The 16,600-nt window shown below is 72.7% G+C and carries 15 protein-coding genes and 2 pseudogenes; 5 read left to right on the plus strand and 12 right to left on the minus strand.

Annotation, left to right across the window (positions count from 1 at the left end):
• Together RBH18_RS22470 and RBH18_RS22475 are read left to right on the plus strand one after the other, a co-directional pair.
• Positions 1-193: pseudogene (locus RBH18_RS22470) on the plus strand (sugar ABC transporter ATP-binding protein); the annotation flags it as partial.
• Positions 190-1,446, plus strand: coding sequence for a sugar ABC transporter permease (locus tag RBH18_RS22475; protein WP_306210906.1), 1,257 nt, complete (start codon positions 190-192; stop codon positions 1,444-1,446). The pseudogene RBH18_RS22470 and the gene RBH18_RS22475, both read left to right, overlap by 4 nt.
• A gap of 30 nt (positions 1,447-1,476) precedes the next feature.
• Here RBH18_RS22475 and RBH18_RS22480 read toward each other — a convergent pair whose 3' ends face one another.
• From RBH18_RS22480 to alr, 10 genes and pseudogenes are all read right to left on the minus strand, one after another.
• Positions 1,477-3,234: an ABC transporter ATP-binding protein gene (locus RBH18_RS22480; protein WP_306210908.1), complete on the minus strand. Its 1,758-nt coding sequence runs from the start codon at positions 3,232-3,234 to the stop codon at positions 1,477-1,479.
• Positions 3,231-4,922 carry an ABC transporter ATP-binding protein gene (locus tag RBH18_RS22485; RefSeq protein ID WP_306210910.1) on the minus strand — a complete coding sequence of 564 codons (1,692 nt, stop codon included), beginning with the start codon at positions 4,920-4,922 and terminating at the stop codon, positions 3,231-3,233. The genes RBH18_RS22480 and RBH18_RS22485 overlap by 4 nt, the downstream gene beginning before the upstream one ends.
• A 44-nt stretch (positions 4,923-4,966) precedes the next feature.
• Positions 4,967-5,221 (minus strand): hypothetical protein, encoded by a 255-nt coding sequence (locus RBH18_RS22490; RefSeq protein WP_306210912.1) that lies wholly within the window; start codon positions 5,219-5,221, stop codon positions 4,967-4,969.
• Positions 5,222-5,230: 9 nt separating this feature from the next.
• Positions 5,231-6,283, minus strand: coding sequence for a tRNA (adenosine(37)-N6)-threonylcarbamoyltransferase complex transferase subunit TsaD (gene tsaD, locus RBH18_RS22495; RefSeq protein WP_306210914.1), 1,053 nt, complete (start codon positions 6,281-6,283; stop codon positions 5,231-5,233).
• Complete coding sequence (gene rimI, locus RBH18_RS22500) at positions 6,276-6,707, minus strand: ribosomal protein S18-alanine N-acetyltransferase (RefSeq protein WP_306210915.1); 432 nt, start codon at positions 6,705-6,707, stop codon at positions 6,276-6,278. Before rimI ends, tsaD begins: the two co-directional genes overlap by 8 nt.
• Positions 6,704-7,360, minus strand: coding sequence for a tRNA (adenosine(37)-N6)-threonylcarbamoyltransferase complex dimerization subunit type 1 TsaB (gene tsaB / locus RBH18_RS22505; RefSeq protein WP_306210917.1), 657 nt, complete (start codon positions 7,358-7,360; stop codon positions 6,704-6,706). The genes rimI and tsaB overlap by 4 nt, the downstream gene beginning before the upstream one ends.
• A 521-nt stretch (positions 7,361-7,881) precedes the next feature.
• Positions 7,882-8,604 carry a uracil-DNA glycosylase gene (locus RBH18_RS22510; protein ID WP_306210919.1) on the minus strand — a complete coding sequence of 241 codons (723 nt, stop codon included), beginning with the start codon at positions 8,602-8,604 and terminating at the stop codon, positions 7,882-7,884.
• A gap of 51 nt (positions 8,605-8,655) precedes the next feature.
• Positions 8,656-9,129, minus strand: coding sequence for a tRNA (adenosine(37)-N6)-threonylcarbamoyltransferase complex ATPase subunit type 1 TsaE (gene tsaE / locus RBH18_RS22515; protein ID WP_306210921.1), 474 nt, complete (start codon positions 9,127-9,129; stop codon positions 8,656-8,658).
• Entirely contained in the window at positions 9,126-10,328 is a 1,203-nt protein-coding gene (locus RBH18_RS22520) for an alpha/beta fold hydrolase (protein WP_372338965.1), read from the minus strand. Before RBH18_RS22520 ends, tsaE begins: the two co-directional genes overlap by 4 nt.
• A pseudogene (gene alr, locus RBH18_RS22525) lies at positions 10,325-11,410 on the minus strand (alanine racemase); the annotation flags it as partial. The gene RBH18_RS22520 and the pseudogene alr, both read right to left, overlap by 4 nt.
• 62 nt (positions 11,411-11,472) lie before the next feature.
• Between alr and RBH18_RS22530 the strand changes: the two are divergent.
• Positions 11,473-12,177, plus strand: a complete 705-nt coding sequence (locus RBH18_RS22530) for a hypothetical protein (protein ID WP_306210923.1) — start codon at positions 11,473-11,475, stop codon at positions 12,175-12,177.
• A gap of 9 nt (positions 12,178-12,186) precedes the next feature.
• Complete coding sequence (locus tag RBH18_RS22535; protein WP_306210925.1) at positions 12,187-13,509, plus strand: outer membrane protein assembly factor BamB family protein; 1,323 nt, start codon at positions 12,187-12,189, stop codon at positions 13,507-13,509.
• 95 nt (positions 13,510-13,604) lie between these two features.
• Here the strand turns inward: RBH18_RS22535 and prfA are convergent, their stop codons facing one another.
• Together prfA and rpmE are read right to left on the minus strand one after the other, a co-directional pair.
• A complete protein-coding gene (gene prfA / locus RBH18_RS22540; RefSeq protein WP_306210927.1) occupies positions 13,605-14,693 on the minus strand; it encodes a peptide chain release factor 1 in 1,089 nt (362 codons plus the stop codon).
• 371 nt (positions 14,694-15,064) lie between these two features.
• Positions 15,065-15,289, minus strand: coding sequence for a 50S ribosomal protein L31 (gene rpmE, locus RBH18_RS22545; RefSeq protein ID WP_306210929.1), 225 nt, complete (start codon positions 15,287-15,289; stop codon positions 15,065-15,067).
• 196 nt (positions 15,290-15,485) lie between these two features.
• On the opposite strand from rpmE, the gene RBH18_RS22550 reads away from it, so the two are divergent.
• Positions 15,486-16,547, plus strand: coding sequence for an RNA ligase (locus RBH18_RS22550; RefSeq protein ID WP_306210931.1), 1,062 nt, complete (start codon positions 15,486-15,488; stop codon positions 16,545-16,547).
• The last annotated feature ends 53 nt before the right edge of the window (positions 16,548-16,600 follow it).

Raw genomic sequence — 16,600 nt, forward strand, 5'->3', positions numbered from 1 at the left:
CAACATGAACGACGTCTTCGCCGTCAGCGACCGGATCGCCGCCCTCTATCTCGGCCGCACCGCCGCGCAGGTCAAGACCACCGACGTCACCCACTCCCAGGTCGTCGAGCTGATCACGGCAGGCCGCAGCGGCAACCTCGGCCTGCCGCCGGAGAAGCCGGCCGCCACCACGCCCGGAGGGTCCGCCGCATGAGTACCACCACGACCGAGACCGCCGGCAACATCCAGGTGGTCAAGCCGACCGTCGCCAGCCACCTGCACGACTACTGGGGACGCGTGCGGGGCGGCGACATCGGCAGCCTGCCGGCCATCCTCGGGCTCGTCGTGCTGTGCCTGGTCTTCGGCATCGCGCGGCCCACGTTCTTCAGCGCCACGAACTTCGCCAACCTGTTCTCGCAGGGCGCCGCGGTCATCTTCATCGCGATGGGCCTGGTCTTCGTGCTGCTGCTCGGCGAGATCGACCTGTCGGCCGGCTTCGCCAGCGGCGTCTGCGGCGCGGTCATGGCGATCCTGCTGACCGATCACGGCTGGTCGTGGCCGGGCGCCATCCTCGTCGCCCTCGCCACCGGCCTGGTGATCGGCTTCGTGCTGGGCTGGCTCTGCGCCAAGCTGGGCATCCCGTCGTTCGTCGTCACCCTGGCCGGCTTCCTCGCCTTCCAGGGCATCCTGCTGGTCCTGCTCAGCGGCGGCAAGAACATCTCGATCCGCGACAAGTTCGTCCTCGCCCTGGCCAACAACAACATGTCGGTCGCGCTGAGCTGGATCGTCGCCGTGGTCGCCGTGGCCGGCTTCGCGGCCGCCCAGTTCGCCAAGATCCGCGGGCGCGTGTCCCGGGGCCTGGTCACCGAGCCGATGGGCATCGTGGCGGCCCGGGTCGCCGGCCTGGCGATCCTGCTCTTCGCGGCCGTCGCGGTGCTGACCAAGGAGCGCAGCATCAACCCGCTGATCATCTCGGTGAAGGGCGTGCCGATCGTCGCCCCGATCATCGGCGTGATCCTGGTGATCTGGACTTTCGTGCTCGCCCGCACCCGCTACGGCCGGCACCTCTACGCGGTCGGCGGCAACAAGGAGGCCGCCCGCCGCGCCGGCATCCCGGTCGACCGGATCCGGATCTCGGTCTTCGTGATCGGCACGTTCATGGCGGCCATCGGCGGCATCATCGCCGCCAGCCGGGCCAACTCGGTCGACCCCAACTCCGGCGGCAGCAACGTGCTGCTCTACGCCGTCGGCGCGGCCGTCATCGGCGGCACGAGCCTCTTCGGCGGCAAGGGGCGGGTCTTCGACGCGGTCATCGGTGGCGCGGTCATCGCGGTCATCGACAACGGCATGGGCCTGATGGGCTTCAGCTCCGGCACGAAGTTCATCGTCACCGGCCTGATCCTGCTGCTCGCGGCCAGCGTCGACGCGCTCTCCCGGCGCCGCTCGGCGTCGACCGGCAACAGATAGCCGCTGCTCACGAGGGAGCCCGCCTGGTCTTCAGGCGGGCTCCGCCTGTATCTGCGGTGTCCCGTGCCACGAGTCCCACAGCGCGGCATAAGACCCGCCCGCGGCCACCAGCTCGTCGTGCGAGCCGAGCTCGGTGATCCGCCCGCCCTCGACCACCGCGACCCGGTCGGCGTCGTGCGCGGAGAAGAGGCGGTGGGCGATCGCGACCACCGTACGGCCCCGGAGCACCGCCGCGAGCGACTGCTCGAGGTCGCGCGCCGCCCGCGGGTCGAGCAGCGCCGTCGCCTCGTCCAGCACCAGCGTGTGCGGGTCGGCCAGCACGAGCCGGGCCAGCGCCACCTGCTGCGCCTGGGCCGCGGACAACGGCACACCGCCGGCGCCCACGACCGTGTCGATCCCGGCCGGCAGGGCGTCCGCCCACTTGAGCGCGTGCACGGCGGCGAGCGCCTCCCGGACATCGGCGGCCGAGGAGCCCGGGCGGACCATGGCGATGTTGTCCCGCAGCGTGCCCATGAAGACGTGATGTTCCTGGCTGACGAGCGCGACCTCCGTACGCAAGCGGTCGAGCGGAAGGTCCGCGAGCGGCACCCCGCCGACGGTGAGCGACCCGGCACCGGGCGCGTGGACCCCGGCGAGCAGCCGGCCCAGCGTCGACTTGCCCGCACCCGACGGGCCGACGATCGCCAGCCGTTCCCCCGGCGCGATGGTCAGGGAGATGCCGTGCAGCACCTCACGCCCCTCCACGTACGAGAACCGCACGTCCTTGGCGACGATCTCGGTCCCCCGCGGCACCTCCTCGGTGGCCGGCGGGGTCTCGAAGGAGACGCCGAGCAGCCGGGCCAGTGACGCCGCTCCCACCTGCAGCTCGTCGAGCCAGCCGAGGAACCGGTCGAGCGGGTCGATGAGCAGCTGCGTGTAGAGCACCGCGGACGTCACCTGGCCCAGGTCCACCCAGCCCTGGTAGTAGAACCAGCCGCCGATGAGCAGGGTGCCCACGACCGGCAGGATGTAGCCGAACTCGACCGTGGGACTCCACACCGTGCGCAGCCACAGGGTGTAGCGCTCGGCCCGCCAGGAGCGGCTCAGGTCGTCGTCCGTACGGCGGCGGCGCTGCTCCTGACGGCGCAGCGCGTCGACCGTTCGGGCCCCCTCCACGGTCTCCGCGAGACCGTCGGTGACCTGCGAGTAGGCGGCGTTCTGCCGCAGGTAGCCGGCTGCGGCCCGGCGCAGGTACCAGCGCGCCGAGAAGACGATCAACGGTACGGCGATCAGCAGCGGGAGGGCCAGCAGCGGGCTCACCAGGATCAGCGCCACCACGGCCAGCGCGACGGTGAGCAGAGAGATGAGGGTCTCGGGCACCGCGAACCGGACGCACCGCGACAGCGCGTCCACGTCCCGGGAGGTCCGGGTCAGCAGGTCACCCGAGCCGGCTCGTTCCACCGTGGACAGCGGGATGCGCAGCACCCGGTCCACGAACTCCTCCCGCAGCTCGGCGAGGATGCGCTCGCCGAGCTGGGCGGACCGGATGTAGGCGAACCGCACGAGCACCGCCTGCGCCACGATGAACGCGGCGATGAGCAGTGCGATGCGGTCCACGGCCCCGAATCCGGAGCCGTGCTCGATCGACTGGACCAGGTCGCCGAGCAGCCGTGGCCCGGCCAGCCCGGCGATCGCCGCCGCCGCGTGCAACCCCACGGCGACGGCGAGCTGCCGGGGATGGCGGCGGAACAGATCGCGGGCGTACCTGCGTACCTGGTGGCTGTCCGCCACCGGGAGCGCGTTGCTCACTCGCGCAGCACCGTCCTCGCGTAGGCGAGGCTGCTGTCCAGCAGCTCGCGATGGGTTCCCTCGGCGACCGCCACCCCGTCCTCGACGTAGACGACGTGATCCGCCCGGTCCAGCACCAGCGGGCTGGTGGAGCAGACGACGGTGGTCCGGCCGCGCCGGGCCGGCCCGAGCCGGTCCGCGATCCGCGCCTCGGTGTGCGCGTCGACCGCGCTGGTCGGCTCGACCAGCACCAGGATCTCCGGATCGGCGACCAGCGCCCGGGCCAGCCGCAGCCGCTGCTGCTGACCGCCGGAGAAGCTGCGACCCCGCTCGGCGACCTCGCTGTCCAGGCCGCCGGGCAGCTCCGCGACGACGTCGTCGGCCGAGGCCGCCGCCAGCGCCGCCGGGGCCCGGCCGGTGCCCTGCGGGTCGAGGTCCTCCCGCAGCGGCCCCGAGAACAGCCGGGAATCGTTGTCAGCCACCACGATCCGCTCCCGCAGGGCGGCCAGCTCCAGCTCTTTCAGAGGTACGCCGGACAGCAGCGTCCCGTCGCCCGCCCGGCTGTAGCGGCCGAGCCGGTCCGCGATGGCCACCGCGTCGGCGGGCAGCGCCGCGGCGACCGCGGTGACCCGTCCCGCGCGCACCACGAGGCCGGAGACAGGGTCCACGAGATCGCCGGTGCGCGGCACGGGAGCAGGCCGGGGCGGATCCCGCAGGTCCGACTCCACGCGCAGCATCTCCACGACGCGCCGGCCGGACACGTGCCCGCGGGTCAGCTTGTCGATCGTCTCGGTGAGCTGGCGCAGCGGCGACACCAAGAACGCCGCGTACCCGTAGAAGCTGACCAGCTGCCCCACGGTGATCCGCCCTTCGAGGGCGAAACGCGCTCCGAGCCACGTCACCAGCACCAGGAAGATCCCCGGGACGAGCACCTGGGCGCCGTCCAGCAGCGCCTCCACCCGCGCCACCCGCAGCCCGGCCTGCCGCAGCGACTGCGACCCGGTCCGGTAGCGCTCGGCCATGACCGGCTCGCCGCCCACCCCGCGCAGCACCCGCAGCCCGCCGACCAGATCGGTGGCCCGGCCGGTCAGGTGCCCCTGCTGCTCGCGGTACTCCTGCTGACGACGGTGCAGGGGACGGATCAGCAGGCTCACCACCGCGGTCAGCAGCGGGATGCCGAAGATCACGACCAGGCCGAGCGGGACCGACGTGAACAGCAGCAGGACGGTGACGGTCAGGACGGCGATCACCGAGCCGGTGCCCCGGGCGGTGATGTCGATGGCGTTGCCGATGTGGCTGATGTCGGCCGTACCGATGGCGACGACCTCACCCGCGCCGATCCGGCGCGGCAGGGCCACGCCCAGCTCGCCCGACTTGCGCACCGAGGCCTGGATCGTCCGGAAGGCCGCGGACAGCCAGTTGTAGACGGCCCGCCGGTGCCGCAGCACGCCGGCCAGCGCCTGCACCGCGCCGATGCCCAGCAGCACCAGGCTCCACAGCAGCAGATCGCCGCCGTCGTGATGGGTCAGCCCGGCGTCGATGGCCCTGCCCACGACGGCCGGCACCACGGCCTGGCACACCATCCACAACACGGCGAAGAGAACGGCGGCACTGACGGAGGCCCAGGTGCGGCGGGCCAGCCACGTCAGGTAGCGGGTGGCTGACCGGTGGTCGGGGCTTCCGGAGTCGGCAGGAGGCAGATCACGCATCGCCCTTCGACGTTACGTAATCTCGTGATCACGATCTAGCTGCCTTATCTATCGACCGGCGTGAAATCCCACACGTGCGGAGATCTTGCCACCAGCTCCGCGGGCGGCGCGGGTAACTCTTCCGGGGTATTGCGCCACCGGGTGATGACCACAATGCGCAGGTCGGTCGAGGAGTAGACCTCGCTCGACACGTGCGAGGGCAGCACCTCCAGCGACGGCAGCGCCTCGTCGCAGACCCAGCTCAGCAGCTCGTCGAAGCCACTTCGCGAGGCGCGGACCTCCCACATGCGTGCGATCATGCGTGCTTCCTACCCCGCGGCCACGACATCGGTCAATGACATTGCCGAATCGGCGGGCAGCTCCAACCGGCTCGGCGCCACGCCCGCCGCCACGAGATGCGAGCCGAGCGCCGCGACCATGGCGCCGTTGTCGGTGCAGAGCTGGGGGCGCGGCACCCGGACGCGGATGCCGAGCTTGGCCGCCCGCTCCTCGGCCAGCAGCCGCAGCCGCGAGTTCGCCGCGACCCCGCCCCCGATCACCAGCGTCTCCACGCCGTGCTCCCGGCACGCGTCGAGGGCCTTCGCGGTGAGCACGTCACAGACCGCGTCCTGGAAGCTCGCCGCCACGTCGGCCACCGGCACCGGCTCCCCGGCCCGCTCCCGCGCCTCGACCCAGCGCGCGACGGCGGTCTTGAGCCCCGAGAACGAGAAGTCGAAGCGGTGCCGCTCCTGGTCCCGCGGACCGGTGAGCCCGCGCGGGAACGTGATCGCCGCCGGATTGCCCTGCCGGGCCGTACGGTCGATCACCGGGCCGCCCGGGAAACCCATGCCGAGCAGGCGCGCCACCTTGTCGAAGGCCTCGCCGGCGGCGTCGTCGATCGTGGCGCCGAGCGGTGTCACGCCGGCGGTCAGGTCGTCCACGAGCAGCAGGGAGGAGTGGCCGCCGGAGACGAGCATCGCGACCGCGGGCTCGGGCAGCGGGCCGTGCTCCAAAGTGTCGACGGCCACGTGGGCCGCGAGATGGTTGACGCCGTAGATGGGCTTGTCGGCCGCGAGGGCGTACCCCTTGGCGGCGGCGACCCCGACGAGCAGCGCCCCCGCCAGACCGGGCCCGGACGTCACGGCGATCGCGTCGATGTCGCCGAGGGTGACGCCGGCCTCGTCGAGCGCCCGCTGCATGGTCGGCACCATGGCCTCCAGGTGGGCCCGGCTGGCCACCTCGGGCACCACCCCGCCGAACCGGGCGTGCTGCTCGACACTGGACGCCAGCGCGTCGGCGAGCAGGGTGTGCCCGCGGACGATCCCGACGCCGGTCTCGTCGCAGGAGGTCTCGATCCCGAGGACGAGGGGTTCTTCAGGCATCACGCATCATCACCAGGGCGTCGGTGTTGCTGGGCTGGTAGTAGCCGCGCCGGATCCCGACGGGCTCGAAGTCGTACGTGGCGTAGAGGTGCTGGGCCGGCGCGTTGTCCACCGCGACCTCGAGCAGCACCTTCCGCCGGCCCGCCCGCCCGATGAGATCCTCGAGCAGCAGGCGGCCGATGCCCCGCTTCTGCGCCTCCCGGCGCACCGCGATGTTCTGCACCCAGCTCTCCTGCTCGTCCACCACGCTGAGACCGGCATAACCGACCAGCGTGCCGCCGTCCGTCGCCACGACGTAGTAGTTGCGCTGCGCGAGCTCGTTCCAGAACATCGCCGCCGACCACTTCTCCGCGCCGAACAGGTCCTCCTCGATCGGCAGCACCTCGGCGATGTGCCACCACCGGAACCGCTCGACGGCCGTCACTGCAGGACGCTCTTGCGCTCGGCGGCGGCCACCGCGTCCGGGCGGCGCAGGTAGAGCGGGGTGAGCACCTCGCCCTGCCCGCCCCGGATCTTGTCCAGGGCCAGCGCGATCAACGCCTCGCCGGAGGGATGCAGCACGCGGTCGTCGATCGGCATCCCGAGCAGGTCGCTGTACTTGACCGCGCCCTCCCCGACGGCCCGGTCCGCGGTGACGTCGAGTTCGGCCGGCTTGGCGACATCGGGGCCGGCGACCCGCACCCCGTCCGCGTAGACCGCGTAGTAGACCTCACGCCGGCGGGCGTCGGTCGCCACGAGCACCCGGCCGGGGCCGGCGGCCCGCCCGAGCGCATCGAGCGAACAAATGCCGTAAGTCGGAATTTTCAGTGCTTGTCCCATGGCGGCCGCGGTGGCGAGCCCGACCCGCAGCCCGGTGAACGGCCCGGGTCCGAGCCCGGCGACGATCGCCCCCAGGTCGCCGGGCTTCTTCCCGGCGTCCTCGAGCACGCGCCTCACCTGGGGGGCGAGCAGCTCCCCGTGCGCCCGGGGATCGACGGTCCGCCGCTCCCCGAGGCCCCGCAGCAGCCCACTGTCACCCACCTCAGCCAGCGCCGCCGTGACGGCGGGGGTGGCGGTGTCAAGAGCAAGAACGAGCACCACCAAACAGTAGCTTTCCCCCACGGGCGCGCCGCACCCCCGGGTATTCCACCGCCCCGGCTCGCCGGCAGCCTTGCGTCATCGGCCTCCGCCCCGTGGCCGGCTCGACCCGGATCAGGCAGCGGGAGTCGCGGCGCGTGCGGCCATCGGTCCCACCACCGCCCCCACCCGCCGGCGCCGCGCGGGCTCGTGGCACGCGTCTCCACCAGCGCAAGGCAAGCCACTTCATCGGCGCCGAGCAGCCGCCTCGTCGGCGCGGGGCACGCGTCTCCGCCAGCCCGTAGCGCCTCTTACCCGGCGCGGGAGACACGAAAGGGCCTGAGTAAGCGCGGGACGTGGTTCGATCACCTCGTCCCGCGCGTCTTGACGGGCTCGCGTCGCGTGTCTTCGCCGGTCCTGCGCGGGCATCGCCGAGGTCGGCTAGCAGGGCGCGGGAGGAAGCTCAGGCGTGCCAGGTCCCACTCGCAGGGCGCGGGAGCAAGCTCAGGCGCGGGTCCCACTCGTAGGACGCGGGAGGAGGCTCAGGCGCGTGGGTCCCAGTCGATGGCCAGGCGGCCGGCGTCGGCGAGGGCCTTGTTCGCGGCGCTGAACATGCGGGCGCCGAAGAAGTCGCGGCCGCCGTTCATCGGGCTCGGGTGGCCGGACTCGATGATCGTGTGCACCGGGTTGGTGATCAGCGCCGTCTTCTTGCGGGCGTAGGCGCCCCACAGCAGGAACACGATGCGCTCGTCGCGGGCGTTGAGCGCCCGGATCGTCGCGTCCGTGAACACCTCCCAGCCCTTGTCCTTGTGCGAGCCCGCCGACTTTTCCCGGACCGTCAGCACCGCGTTGAGCAACAGCACGCCCTGCCGCGCCCAGCCCGTGAGGTCACCGCTGGTGGACGGCGGCACTCCGACGTCCTCGGCGAGCTCCTTGTAGACGTTGCGCAGCGACGGCGGCACCCGCACCCCGTCGCGGACGCTGAAGCTCAGCCCGTGCGCCTGACCCGCGCCGTGATACGGATCCTGGCCGAGGATGAGCACCCGCGTCCGCTCGGGCGAGCACAGCCGATACGCCGCGAAGAGGTCCTCGACCGGCGGGTAGATCGTGTGCGTGCTGTACTGCTCGCCCACGAACTCCCCGAGCTTCGCGGTCGCCACGGGGTCCAGGAACGGGTCGAGCTCCGAGCGCCAGGCGGGCGGCAGCAGCTCAGCAAGATTCACGTCGGCTCCGGTGTCACAGTGCTGTCGGGACGCAGAAACCATAGCCACCGGGTACGACACTTCCCGCGAGGGCGACCGCCGAAGCCGGGCGCTCTACAGCTTCTTGACGCGTTCGGCCCAGTCCCCGCCGTACGGCTGCAGGTCGATCACCCGCGTGTCGTCGTCCAGCCGGTCGATCCGCACGGCGAGATACTCGTCGTTGAGCTGCTCGACCATCCCGGCGCCCCACTCGACCACCGTCACCGCGTCCTCCGCCGACGCGTCCAGGTCCAGGTCGTCGATCTCGGCGCGCGGATCGGCGGCGTCCCCCAGCCTGTACGCATCAGCATGCACGAGCGGCACCGTCCCGCCCCGGGCCACGTCCGCCCGATGCACCCGAGCGATCACGAACGTCGGCGACGTGATGCTGCCGATCACCCGCAGCCCCGCGCCGATCCCCTGCACCAGCGCCGTCTTGCCCGCGCCGAGCGGACCGGTCAGCAGCAGCAGGTCGCCCGGACGCAGGATCTCGGCCAGCCGCGCCCCGAAGGCGTGCGTCTCCTCCACAGTCGACAGACGTACGCTCATGAGATCTTGTCCAGGAAGGGCAGCAGCGCCGCGTTGACCTCGTCCGCCTTCTCCAGCATCACCACGTGTCCACTGTTGTCGATCTTGATCAGTTCGGCGTCCGGGAGATGCCGGGCGATCTCCTCGGAGTGGGTCACCGGGGTCAGATAGTCCTTGGTGCCCACCAGCACCAGCACCGGCACGCCCTTGAGCACCGACAGCGCCGGGAAGCGGTTGTGGGTGTAGAGCGTGTGCAGATACTTGGTCAGCGTCTCCACCGACGTCCGCGAGTTCATCTCCTCGACGAAGGTCACCAGCGACGGGCTGGGCTTCGTCTCACCGAAGCCGTACCGGCGGGTCAGCAGCCACGCGAGGTCGGAGGACACGACCCGTGCGCGATCGATGGTCCCGCCGCCGAGCCGGGCCGCCCCCGACCACAGCGGGAAGAAGGGCGCGCTGGCCCGGGCCACGAGGGACGGCAGGCCGAGTTTCGTCTTGTCGATCAGGCCCGCCGACGTGGACATGAGCACCACGCCGGTCACGCGCTTGCCGAACCACTCCGGGTACTGCTCGGCGAACGCCATGATCGTCATGCCGCCCATGGAGTGTCCGACGAGGATGATGTGCCCGTCCGGGACCGTGGCGTCGAGCACGGCGGCCAGCGACTTGCCGAGCGCCGCGATGTCGTACTGGCCGGACTTGAGCCGGCTGGACCGTCCGTGCCCCGGCTGGTCGTAGAAGACGAGCCGGTGGTCGCCGCGCTCGGTGAGCACCTGGCGCTGGAAGTAGAACGTGCCCATGTCCAGCGCGAAGCCGTGCACGAACACGATCGTCGGCTTGGTCTCGTCCGTGACCTCGCGCGGCTCGACGATCTCGACGTGCAGCTCGGTCCCGTCGGCCGCGGTCACCGTACGCTCGGAGTCGAACGGCTGGTCCCCGAACTCCTCGTCGACGTAGGGGTCGCCGGGCGCCTGCACCGAGCGGCGCACCAGCAGCCGCTCCACGGCGAAGGCGGTGGCCAGCCCGGCGGCGGCGACGCCCACCACGGCGCCGGCGATGCCGACCTGCTTCTTCGACGGAACCGCCCTGGCCAGCGAGGACGGGACAGCCCTGGCGAGAGACGACGGAATCGCCCTGGCCAGCGAGCCCGGGGTCGCCTTCGACAGAGCGGACGCGACCGCCCGCGAGTGCGAGGGGGAAACAGCCTTTCCGGAAGTCATGCCACCACCCCGGCAGTGCCGTCGAACACCCGGGGCACCCGGGCCGCGCCGAACCGCGTGACAATCTCCCAGCTGATGGTGCCGATCGCCTCCGCCCAGTCCGTGGCGGTCGGCTCGCCCTGCGTACCCGGGCCGAACAGGGTGGCCACGTCGCCGGCCCGCACCGGATCGTCGCCGCAGTCCAGCACGATCTGATCCATGCACACCCGTCCCGCGATCGTGCGAACCTTGCCGCCGAGCAGCACCGGCCCGACGTTCGAGGCGTGCCGCGGCACCCCGTCGCCGTAGCCGAGCGGCACCAGAGCGAGCGTCGTCTCGCGCCCGGTGTGATACGCGTGCCCGTACGAAACGCCCTGCCCGGCCGGCACCCGCTTGGTGAGCGTGACCCGGGCCCGCGCGGTCATCGCCGGCCGCAGCCCGGGCGGCTGTGGCCCGGGCAGCGGCGAGATGCCGTAGATCGCCAGCCCGGGGCGGACCAGGTCGTAGTGCGAGTCGGGCCGGCTCAGCGTCGCCGCCGAGTTGGCGATGTGGCGGTAGCGCGGCTCGATGCCGAACTGCTCGGCCGTCGCCAGCCCCTCGGCGAAGAGGGCGAGCTGGCGGTCCGTGGTCTCGTGGCCGGGCTCGTCCGAGCGCACGAAGTGGCTCCACACCCCGACGACCTCGGCGTCGCCGTCGGCCTGCGCCTTGGCCGCCGCCTCGAGCAGGGCGGGCCACTCGTCGGGAGTCGAGCCCCCGCGCGCCAGCCCTGTGTCGATCTTGAGATGCACCCGGGCCGTCCGCCCGGCCCGCCGTGCCGCCGCGACGACCTCCGCGAGCTGCGGAAGGCTGCCCGCGTTGAGGTCGATGTCCGCCTCGACGCCCTCGTGCAACGGCATCCCGGGCGAGTGCAGCCAGGACAGGATCGGCGCTGTCAGCCCGGCCCGGCGCAGCTGAAGGGCCTCGTCGAGGGTCACCACGCCCAGCCAGGTGGCGCCGCCGGCCAGGGCTGCCCGGGCCGCGGGGAGCATGCCGTGCCCGTAGCCGTCGGCCTTGACCACGGCCATGATCTCGGCGGTCGTGCCCGCGCGCAGCGTGGCGACATTGCCGGCGCAGCGCCCCCGCCGGCGGCTGGCGTGATGTCGTCTCCGCGCCCGGCGGCGAGTACGTGGCCACCTCCACGACCACCGGCCGGGTCGACCTGCTCGCGGGCGCCGACGGCCGGCACCTGGCGAGCGCCACCGTGCCGTGGACCAGGCAGGGGCTGCTGGGCAACTCGTTCGAGGGCTACTCGGCGCTGCGGCTCACCGCCGACGGGCTGTTCGTGGAGAACGTCGGCCGCGACTTCCAGCGCACCACCCGCTACGGCGTGCCCGGGCTGCGGCAACTGTGGGACGTGCGTACGCCGCAGGCCGGCGGGAGCCTCGACTGCGGCCCGGTGCTGTGCGTCTTCCAGACGTACGGGATGAACGCGTACGACATGGCGACCGGCGCCCTGCGCTGGCAGCGGCCCGGCGTGACCACCGCGGCGCCCCTCGGCGACGGGCGGATCGTGGTCGACGGCACCCAGGACTCCGACCCCGCCACGCAGCACTACTTCCTGGACGCCGCCACCGGCCGGGTGCTCGTGGCGTCGGGCAAGGCGCAGCCGATCTACGACTGGCGCTCCGGCGGGGCCACCGCCTGGCTGACGTCCGCCACCGCCGACCCGCCCCGGCGCACCGCGATCGCCGAGCTGGTGGGCTCGACGGTGGTGCTGCGCGGCAGCGTCCCCGAGGTGCTGCGGGACAGCTGCCACAGCCAGGACGACGTGATCGCCTGCGCCACCGCGGACGGCCGTCTCGAGGTGCTGGACACCAGCCCCCGGTCATAGGCTTCCGCCATGCCGGTCATCGAGCTCGGTCAGCTGGGCGCGGACGACGAGACCCCCACGGCGCCGCCGCCGCGACTCCGGCTGACCACGGGCACGCGCGCGCTGCTCGCCGTCACGCTGGCCGTCCTGGTCCTGGCCGTCACCGCGGCGTCGGGCCCGCCACGGGAGCCCGCGATCGGCCCGCTGTGGAGCCTGCCCGGCAACGACGCCTCCGCCGGCCGGCTGCTGGCCGGCGACGTGCTCTATGTGCTGCGGGGCCGGGAGCTGACCGCGTACGACGGCCGCAGCGGGCGGGTCCGGTGGCGCTCGGCGCAGCCCGACGAGCGCCTGTGGCTGAGTTCCTCCAGGCCGGAGGTGCTGCTGCTCGCCACCACCGGCGCGCCCCGCTCGGCCGACCCCGACGCCGTCGAGTACGCCCGGGCCACCATCGCCGTCGACCCGGCCTCCGGGCGGCAGCTGTGGCGTCTGCCCGGCGAGGTGAGCTATCCGCCGTACGACGGGCGGGTCCTGCTGCTGGAACGGACGGCCGACGGGCAGGCCGTCCGGACGCTGCGCAGCGCGGCCCTCGGCGACGGCCGGCTGCTGTGGTCGCGCCCGGCCACCACGAGCACCGGCTGGCCCGTCGTGTTCGTCGACAGTCCCGTCGCCGACCGCATAGTCACGATGACGGCCGACGGCGGCGCGGAGATCCTCGACAGCGCGGACGGCAGGCCGGTGAGCCGGGGACAGCTCCCGTGGCGGCCGGTCCGCGACAACGAGACGCTCCTGAACATCCTCATCGTGGGGCACACGGTCGTCATTGCCGCCCGCGCCGGCGACGGGCCGCACGCCTGGGCGTACGACACGGAGACGCTGCGGCAGACGTGGGACACCCGCCTCACCGGCTCGCTGACCGGGTGCGCGCCGGTCCTGTGCGTGTACGACCTGCAGGAGACCAGTGCGGTGGATCCGCGTACGGGCACCGAGCTGTGGCGGCGCGCCGGGACGACCAACCCGGCCGGGTTCGCCGACGGCCTCGTCGTCGCGGACAACGACGGCTCGGCGCCGCGCGTGCTGCTCGACTCGCGGACCGGGCGGGAGATCACCCCGCTGCGCTCGACCACCACGGTCACCCTCGACCCCGCGGACGGGATCCCCTACCTGCTCGAGGCGGCCGACATCACCGCCCCGGACGTCGTGACCCGGATCGACCCGGCCACCGGGCGGCGCGCCGTGCTCGGCCGGGTCGGCCCGATCGGGCCGGACTCCTGCCAGACCGAGGGCGCCCTGATGGCCTGTCAGGCGCCCACCGAGCTGGTGATCCTCACCCCCGGCGCGCTGCGGGCCGGCTGATCCTCCGCGGGCCGCCTCGCCTTGCGGCCCGCCCAGCCGGTCGGCCCCGGCCTTTACTTGGGGCCCAGCTCGATCTCCCCGCCCAGGCGGGCCTTTTACTTGCGGCCCAGCTCGGTCTCCCCGCCCAGCCGGGCGGCGCGGTCGGCCTCGGCCAGCGCGTCCAGCACGCCGTCGAGCTCGCCGCCCAGGACCAGATCGAGGTTGTACGCGGTGTAGCCGATGCGGTGGTCGCTGATGCGGTTCTGCGGGAAGTTGTACGTCCGGATCCGCTCCGAGCGGTCCACCGTACGCACCTGCAGCTTGCGGGCGTCGGACGCGGCGGCGTCGGCCTGCTCCTGCGCGATCGCCAGCAGCCGGGAGCGCAGGATCCGCATGGCCGACTCGCGGTTCTGCAGCTGGCTCTTCTCGTTCTGGCAGCTCACCACCGTGCCCGTGGGCAGGTGTGTGATCCGCACGGCCGAGTCGGTGGTGTTGACCGACTGCCCGCCCGGGCCCGACGACCGGAAGACGTCCACCCGGATGTCGCCCGGGTCGATCTGCACGTCGACCTCCTCCGCCTCGGGCAGCACCAGCACGCCCGCGGCCGAGGTGTGGATCCGGCCCTGCGACTCGGTGACGGGCACCCGCTGCACCCGGTGCACGCCGCCCTCCCACTTCATCCGCGACCAGACACCGTGGCCGCCCTCGGGCACGCCCTTGGTCTTCACGGCCACCGACACGTCCTTGACGCCGCCGAGATCGGAGTCCTGCGCGTCGATGACCTCGACCACCCAGCCGCGGCGCTCGGCGTACCGGGTGTACATCCGCAGCAGGTCGCTCGCGAACAGCGCCGACTCCTGGCCGCCCTCGCCCGCCTTGATCTCGACGATCACGTCCTTGGCGTCGTGCGGGTCGCGCGGGATCAGCATCTCGGCGAGCTTCTCCTCCAGCGGGGGCAGCAGGGCGGCGACCGCCTCGACCTCACCCGAGAAGGACGGGTCCTCGGCCGCGAGCTCCTTGGCCGCGGCCAGATCGGCGCGCGCGGCCTCCAGCTCGGTGTGCGCGGCGTAGAGGGGGGCCAGCTCGGCGAAGCGGCGCCCGACCCGGCGCACCAGGGCCTGGTCGGAGTGGATGGAGGGATCCTCCATCTGCTTCTCGAGCTGCGCGTACTCGTCCAGCAGCGTGCTCAGCCGGTCGTTGCTCACCGTCGTCCTGCCCCTCGGTTCCAGCCCGTGTCTGTCGCTGCCCGCTGTCGTGCTGCCGGCACCCGTTCCGCCCGGCGCCGCGGGCCACTTCCCCGCGGTCCACCGCGGCCCGCTCGCCACGGGCCATCTCGCTGTGGCCTGCCACGGCCCGCTCATCACGAGCCATCTCGCGGTGGCCTGCCACGGCCCGCTCGCCGCGGGTCGCTTCGCGGTGACCTCCTGCGGCCCGCTCGCACCCGCGTCTCGATCGCCCGTTTTGTCCCGCGTCGCGGGGTGTCGGCCCGCGCGCCGCGTCGCTTGCCCCGCGCGGCCCCGAACATGCCAACGGCGCCCGCCCCCGCGCGAGCGGGAACCGGGCGCCGTGGAGGCAGTTACTTCTTCTTGCCGGCGTTGACCTTGGCGTACTTCGCCTGGAACTTGGCGACCCGGCCCGCGGTGTCCAGCACGCGCTGCTTGCCCGTGTAGAACGGGTGGCACGCGCTGCAGGTCTCGACGCGGATCTCGCCGCCCTTGGCGGTGCTGCGGGTCGTGAAAGTGCTGCCGCAGGAGCAGATGACCTCGGTCGAGGTGTACTCCGGGTGGATGCCGCTCTTCATGTGTGCTCGGTCCCTCTCGATGATCGGGTCGCCGGGTCGCCCGCGCTGCTGCGCCGGCGGGAACCGGAACCTCTGTTGGCCGATGAACCAGTCTGCCATGTCACAAGCCCTGACCAGAAATCAGGAGGCGTTCGCCGGTCCGTGGTCGATAACGTGAGCAGCCCTCCGATCATTCCCCCGGGAAGGAAGACCCGTCATGACGCTGCTCGCCGACGTCCTCGACCCTGCCGCGCTGGCGGAGGCCGTGCGCACCGGACTCGTGCGGACGCAGCGGCACCCCAGCCGGCCGTACGTGATCCACAACTACACCGAGGCGTGCCAGTACGCGGGCGCCTGGACGCGGACCACCCTCGCCTGCCGCGGCCTGATCACGCACGCCGGGACGGGCGAGGTCCTGGCCCGCCCGTTCCCGAAGTTCTTCAACGTGTCGGAGCCGCAGGCGCCCGTGGTGGACCCCGGGGCGAAGGTCGCCGTGACGGACAAGTCGGACGGCTCGCTCGGGATCATCTGGCGCGACGAGGACGGCTGGGCCGTGGCCACGCGCGGATCGTTCGCGTCCGACCAGGCGAAGCACGCCACGCGGGTGCTGCGGACGCGCTATCCGGACTTCGCGCCGCCGGCCGGGCGTACGGTCCTCGTGGAGATCATCTACCCGGAGAACCGGATCGTGCTCGACTACGCGGGGCTGGACGATCTCGTGCTGCTCGGCTCGGTCGACATCGCGACCGGGCGCAGCGGCGGACCGGAGTCGGTGCCCACGTGGCCGGGTCCGGTCGTGGAGTCGTTCGACCACCCGACGCTGGCGGACGCCCTCGCCGCGCCGGCACGGGCGGGACGGGAGGGACTCGTGGTGCACTTCCCCGACGCGGACGTCCGGGTGAAGATCAAGTACGCGGACTACGTACGGCTGCACCGGCTCGTGTTCGGGCTCACCGCCCGTACCGTGTGGGACATCCTGGTCTCCGGTGGCGACCTGGACGCGCTGACGGCTCCCCTGCCCGACGAGTTCCACGCGTGGGTCCGCAACGTGGTGACGGAGCTCACCGGCGCCGTCGAGGCGGGCCGGCGGGAGGTCGAGCAGGAGTTCGCGGAAATCACGGCACAGCTGCCGGAGGGCTGGGGCCGGCGCGAGTTCGCGGCGCTGGCCGTCCGGAGCCCGCGCCGAGCCGCGCTGTTCCTCCGGCTCGACGGCAAGGACTACACCCCCGGGCTGTGGGACGCGGTGCGCCCCCCAGCCACGAAGATGGTTGAGGCATGACTGACTGCACCGAGCCACGCCGAGCCGCCACCCGCGGACGGCCCGCAACGGCG

This window comes from Actinoplanes oryzae (assembly GCF_030757795.1).
GTDB lineage: Bacteria > Actinomycetota > Actinomycetes > Mycobacteriales > Micromonosporaceae > Actinoplanes.

Bases quoted from the DNA above. Each gene is read 5' to 3' on its own strand.
- RBH18_RS22510 (WP_306210919.1), bottom strand. From the start codon at position 8,604: ATGGTTTCTGCGTCCCGACAGCACTGTGACACCGGAGCCGACGTGAAT.
- RBH18_RS22520 (WP_372338965.1), bottom strand. From the start codon at position 10,328: ATGACTTCCGGAAAGGCTGTTTCCCCCTCGCACTCGCGGGCGGTCGCG.
- rpmE (WP_306210929.1), bottom strand. From the start codon at position 15,289: ATGAAGAGCGGCATCCACCCGGAGTACACCTCGACCGAGGTCATCTGC.
- RBH18_RS22550 (WP_306210931.1), top strand. From the start codon at position 15,486: ATGACGCTGCTCGCCGACGTCCTCGACCCTGCCGCGCTGGCGGAGGCC.
- RBH18_RS22535 (WP_306210925.1), top strand. From the start codon at position 12,187: ATGCCGGTCATCGAGCTCGGTCAGCTGGGCGCGGACGACGAGACCCCC.
- RBH18_RS22475 (WP_306210906.1), top strand. From the start codon at position 190: ATGAGTACCACCACGACCGAGACCGCCGGCAACATCCAGGTGGTCAAG.
- RBH18_RS22485 (WP_306210910.1), bottom strand. From the start codon at position 4,922: ATGCGTGATCTGCCTCCTGCCGACTCCGGAAGCCCCGACCACCGGTCA.
- tsaE (WP_306210921.1), bottom strand. From the start codon at position 9,129: ATGAGCGTACGTCTGTCGACTGTGGAGGAGACGCACGCCTTCGGGGCG.
- tsaD (WP_306210914.1), bottom strand. From the start codon at position 6,283: ATGCCTGAAGAACCCCTCGTCCTCGGGATCGAGACCTCCTGCGACGAG.
- RBH18_RS22490 (WP_306210912.1), bottom strand. From the start codon at position 5,221: ATGATCGCACGCATGTGGGAGGTCCGCGCCTCGCGAAGTGGCTTCGAC.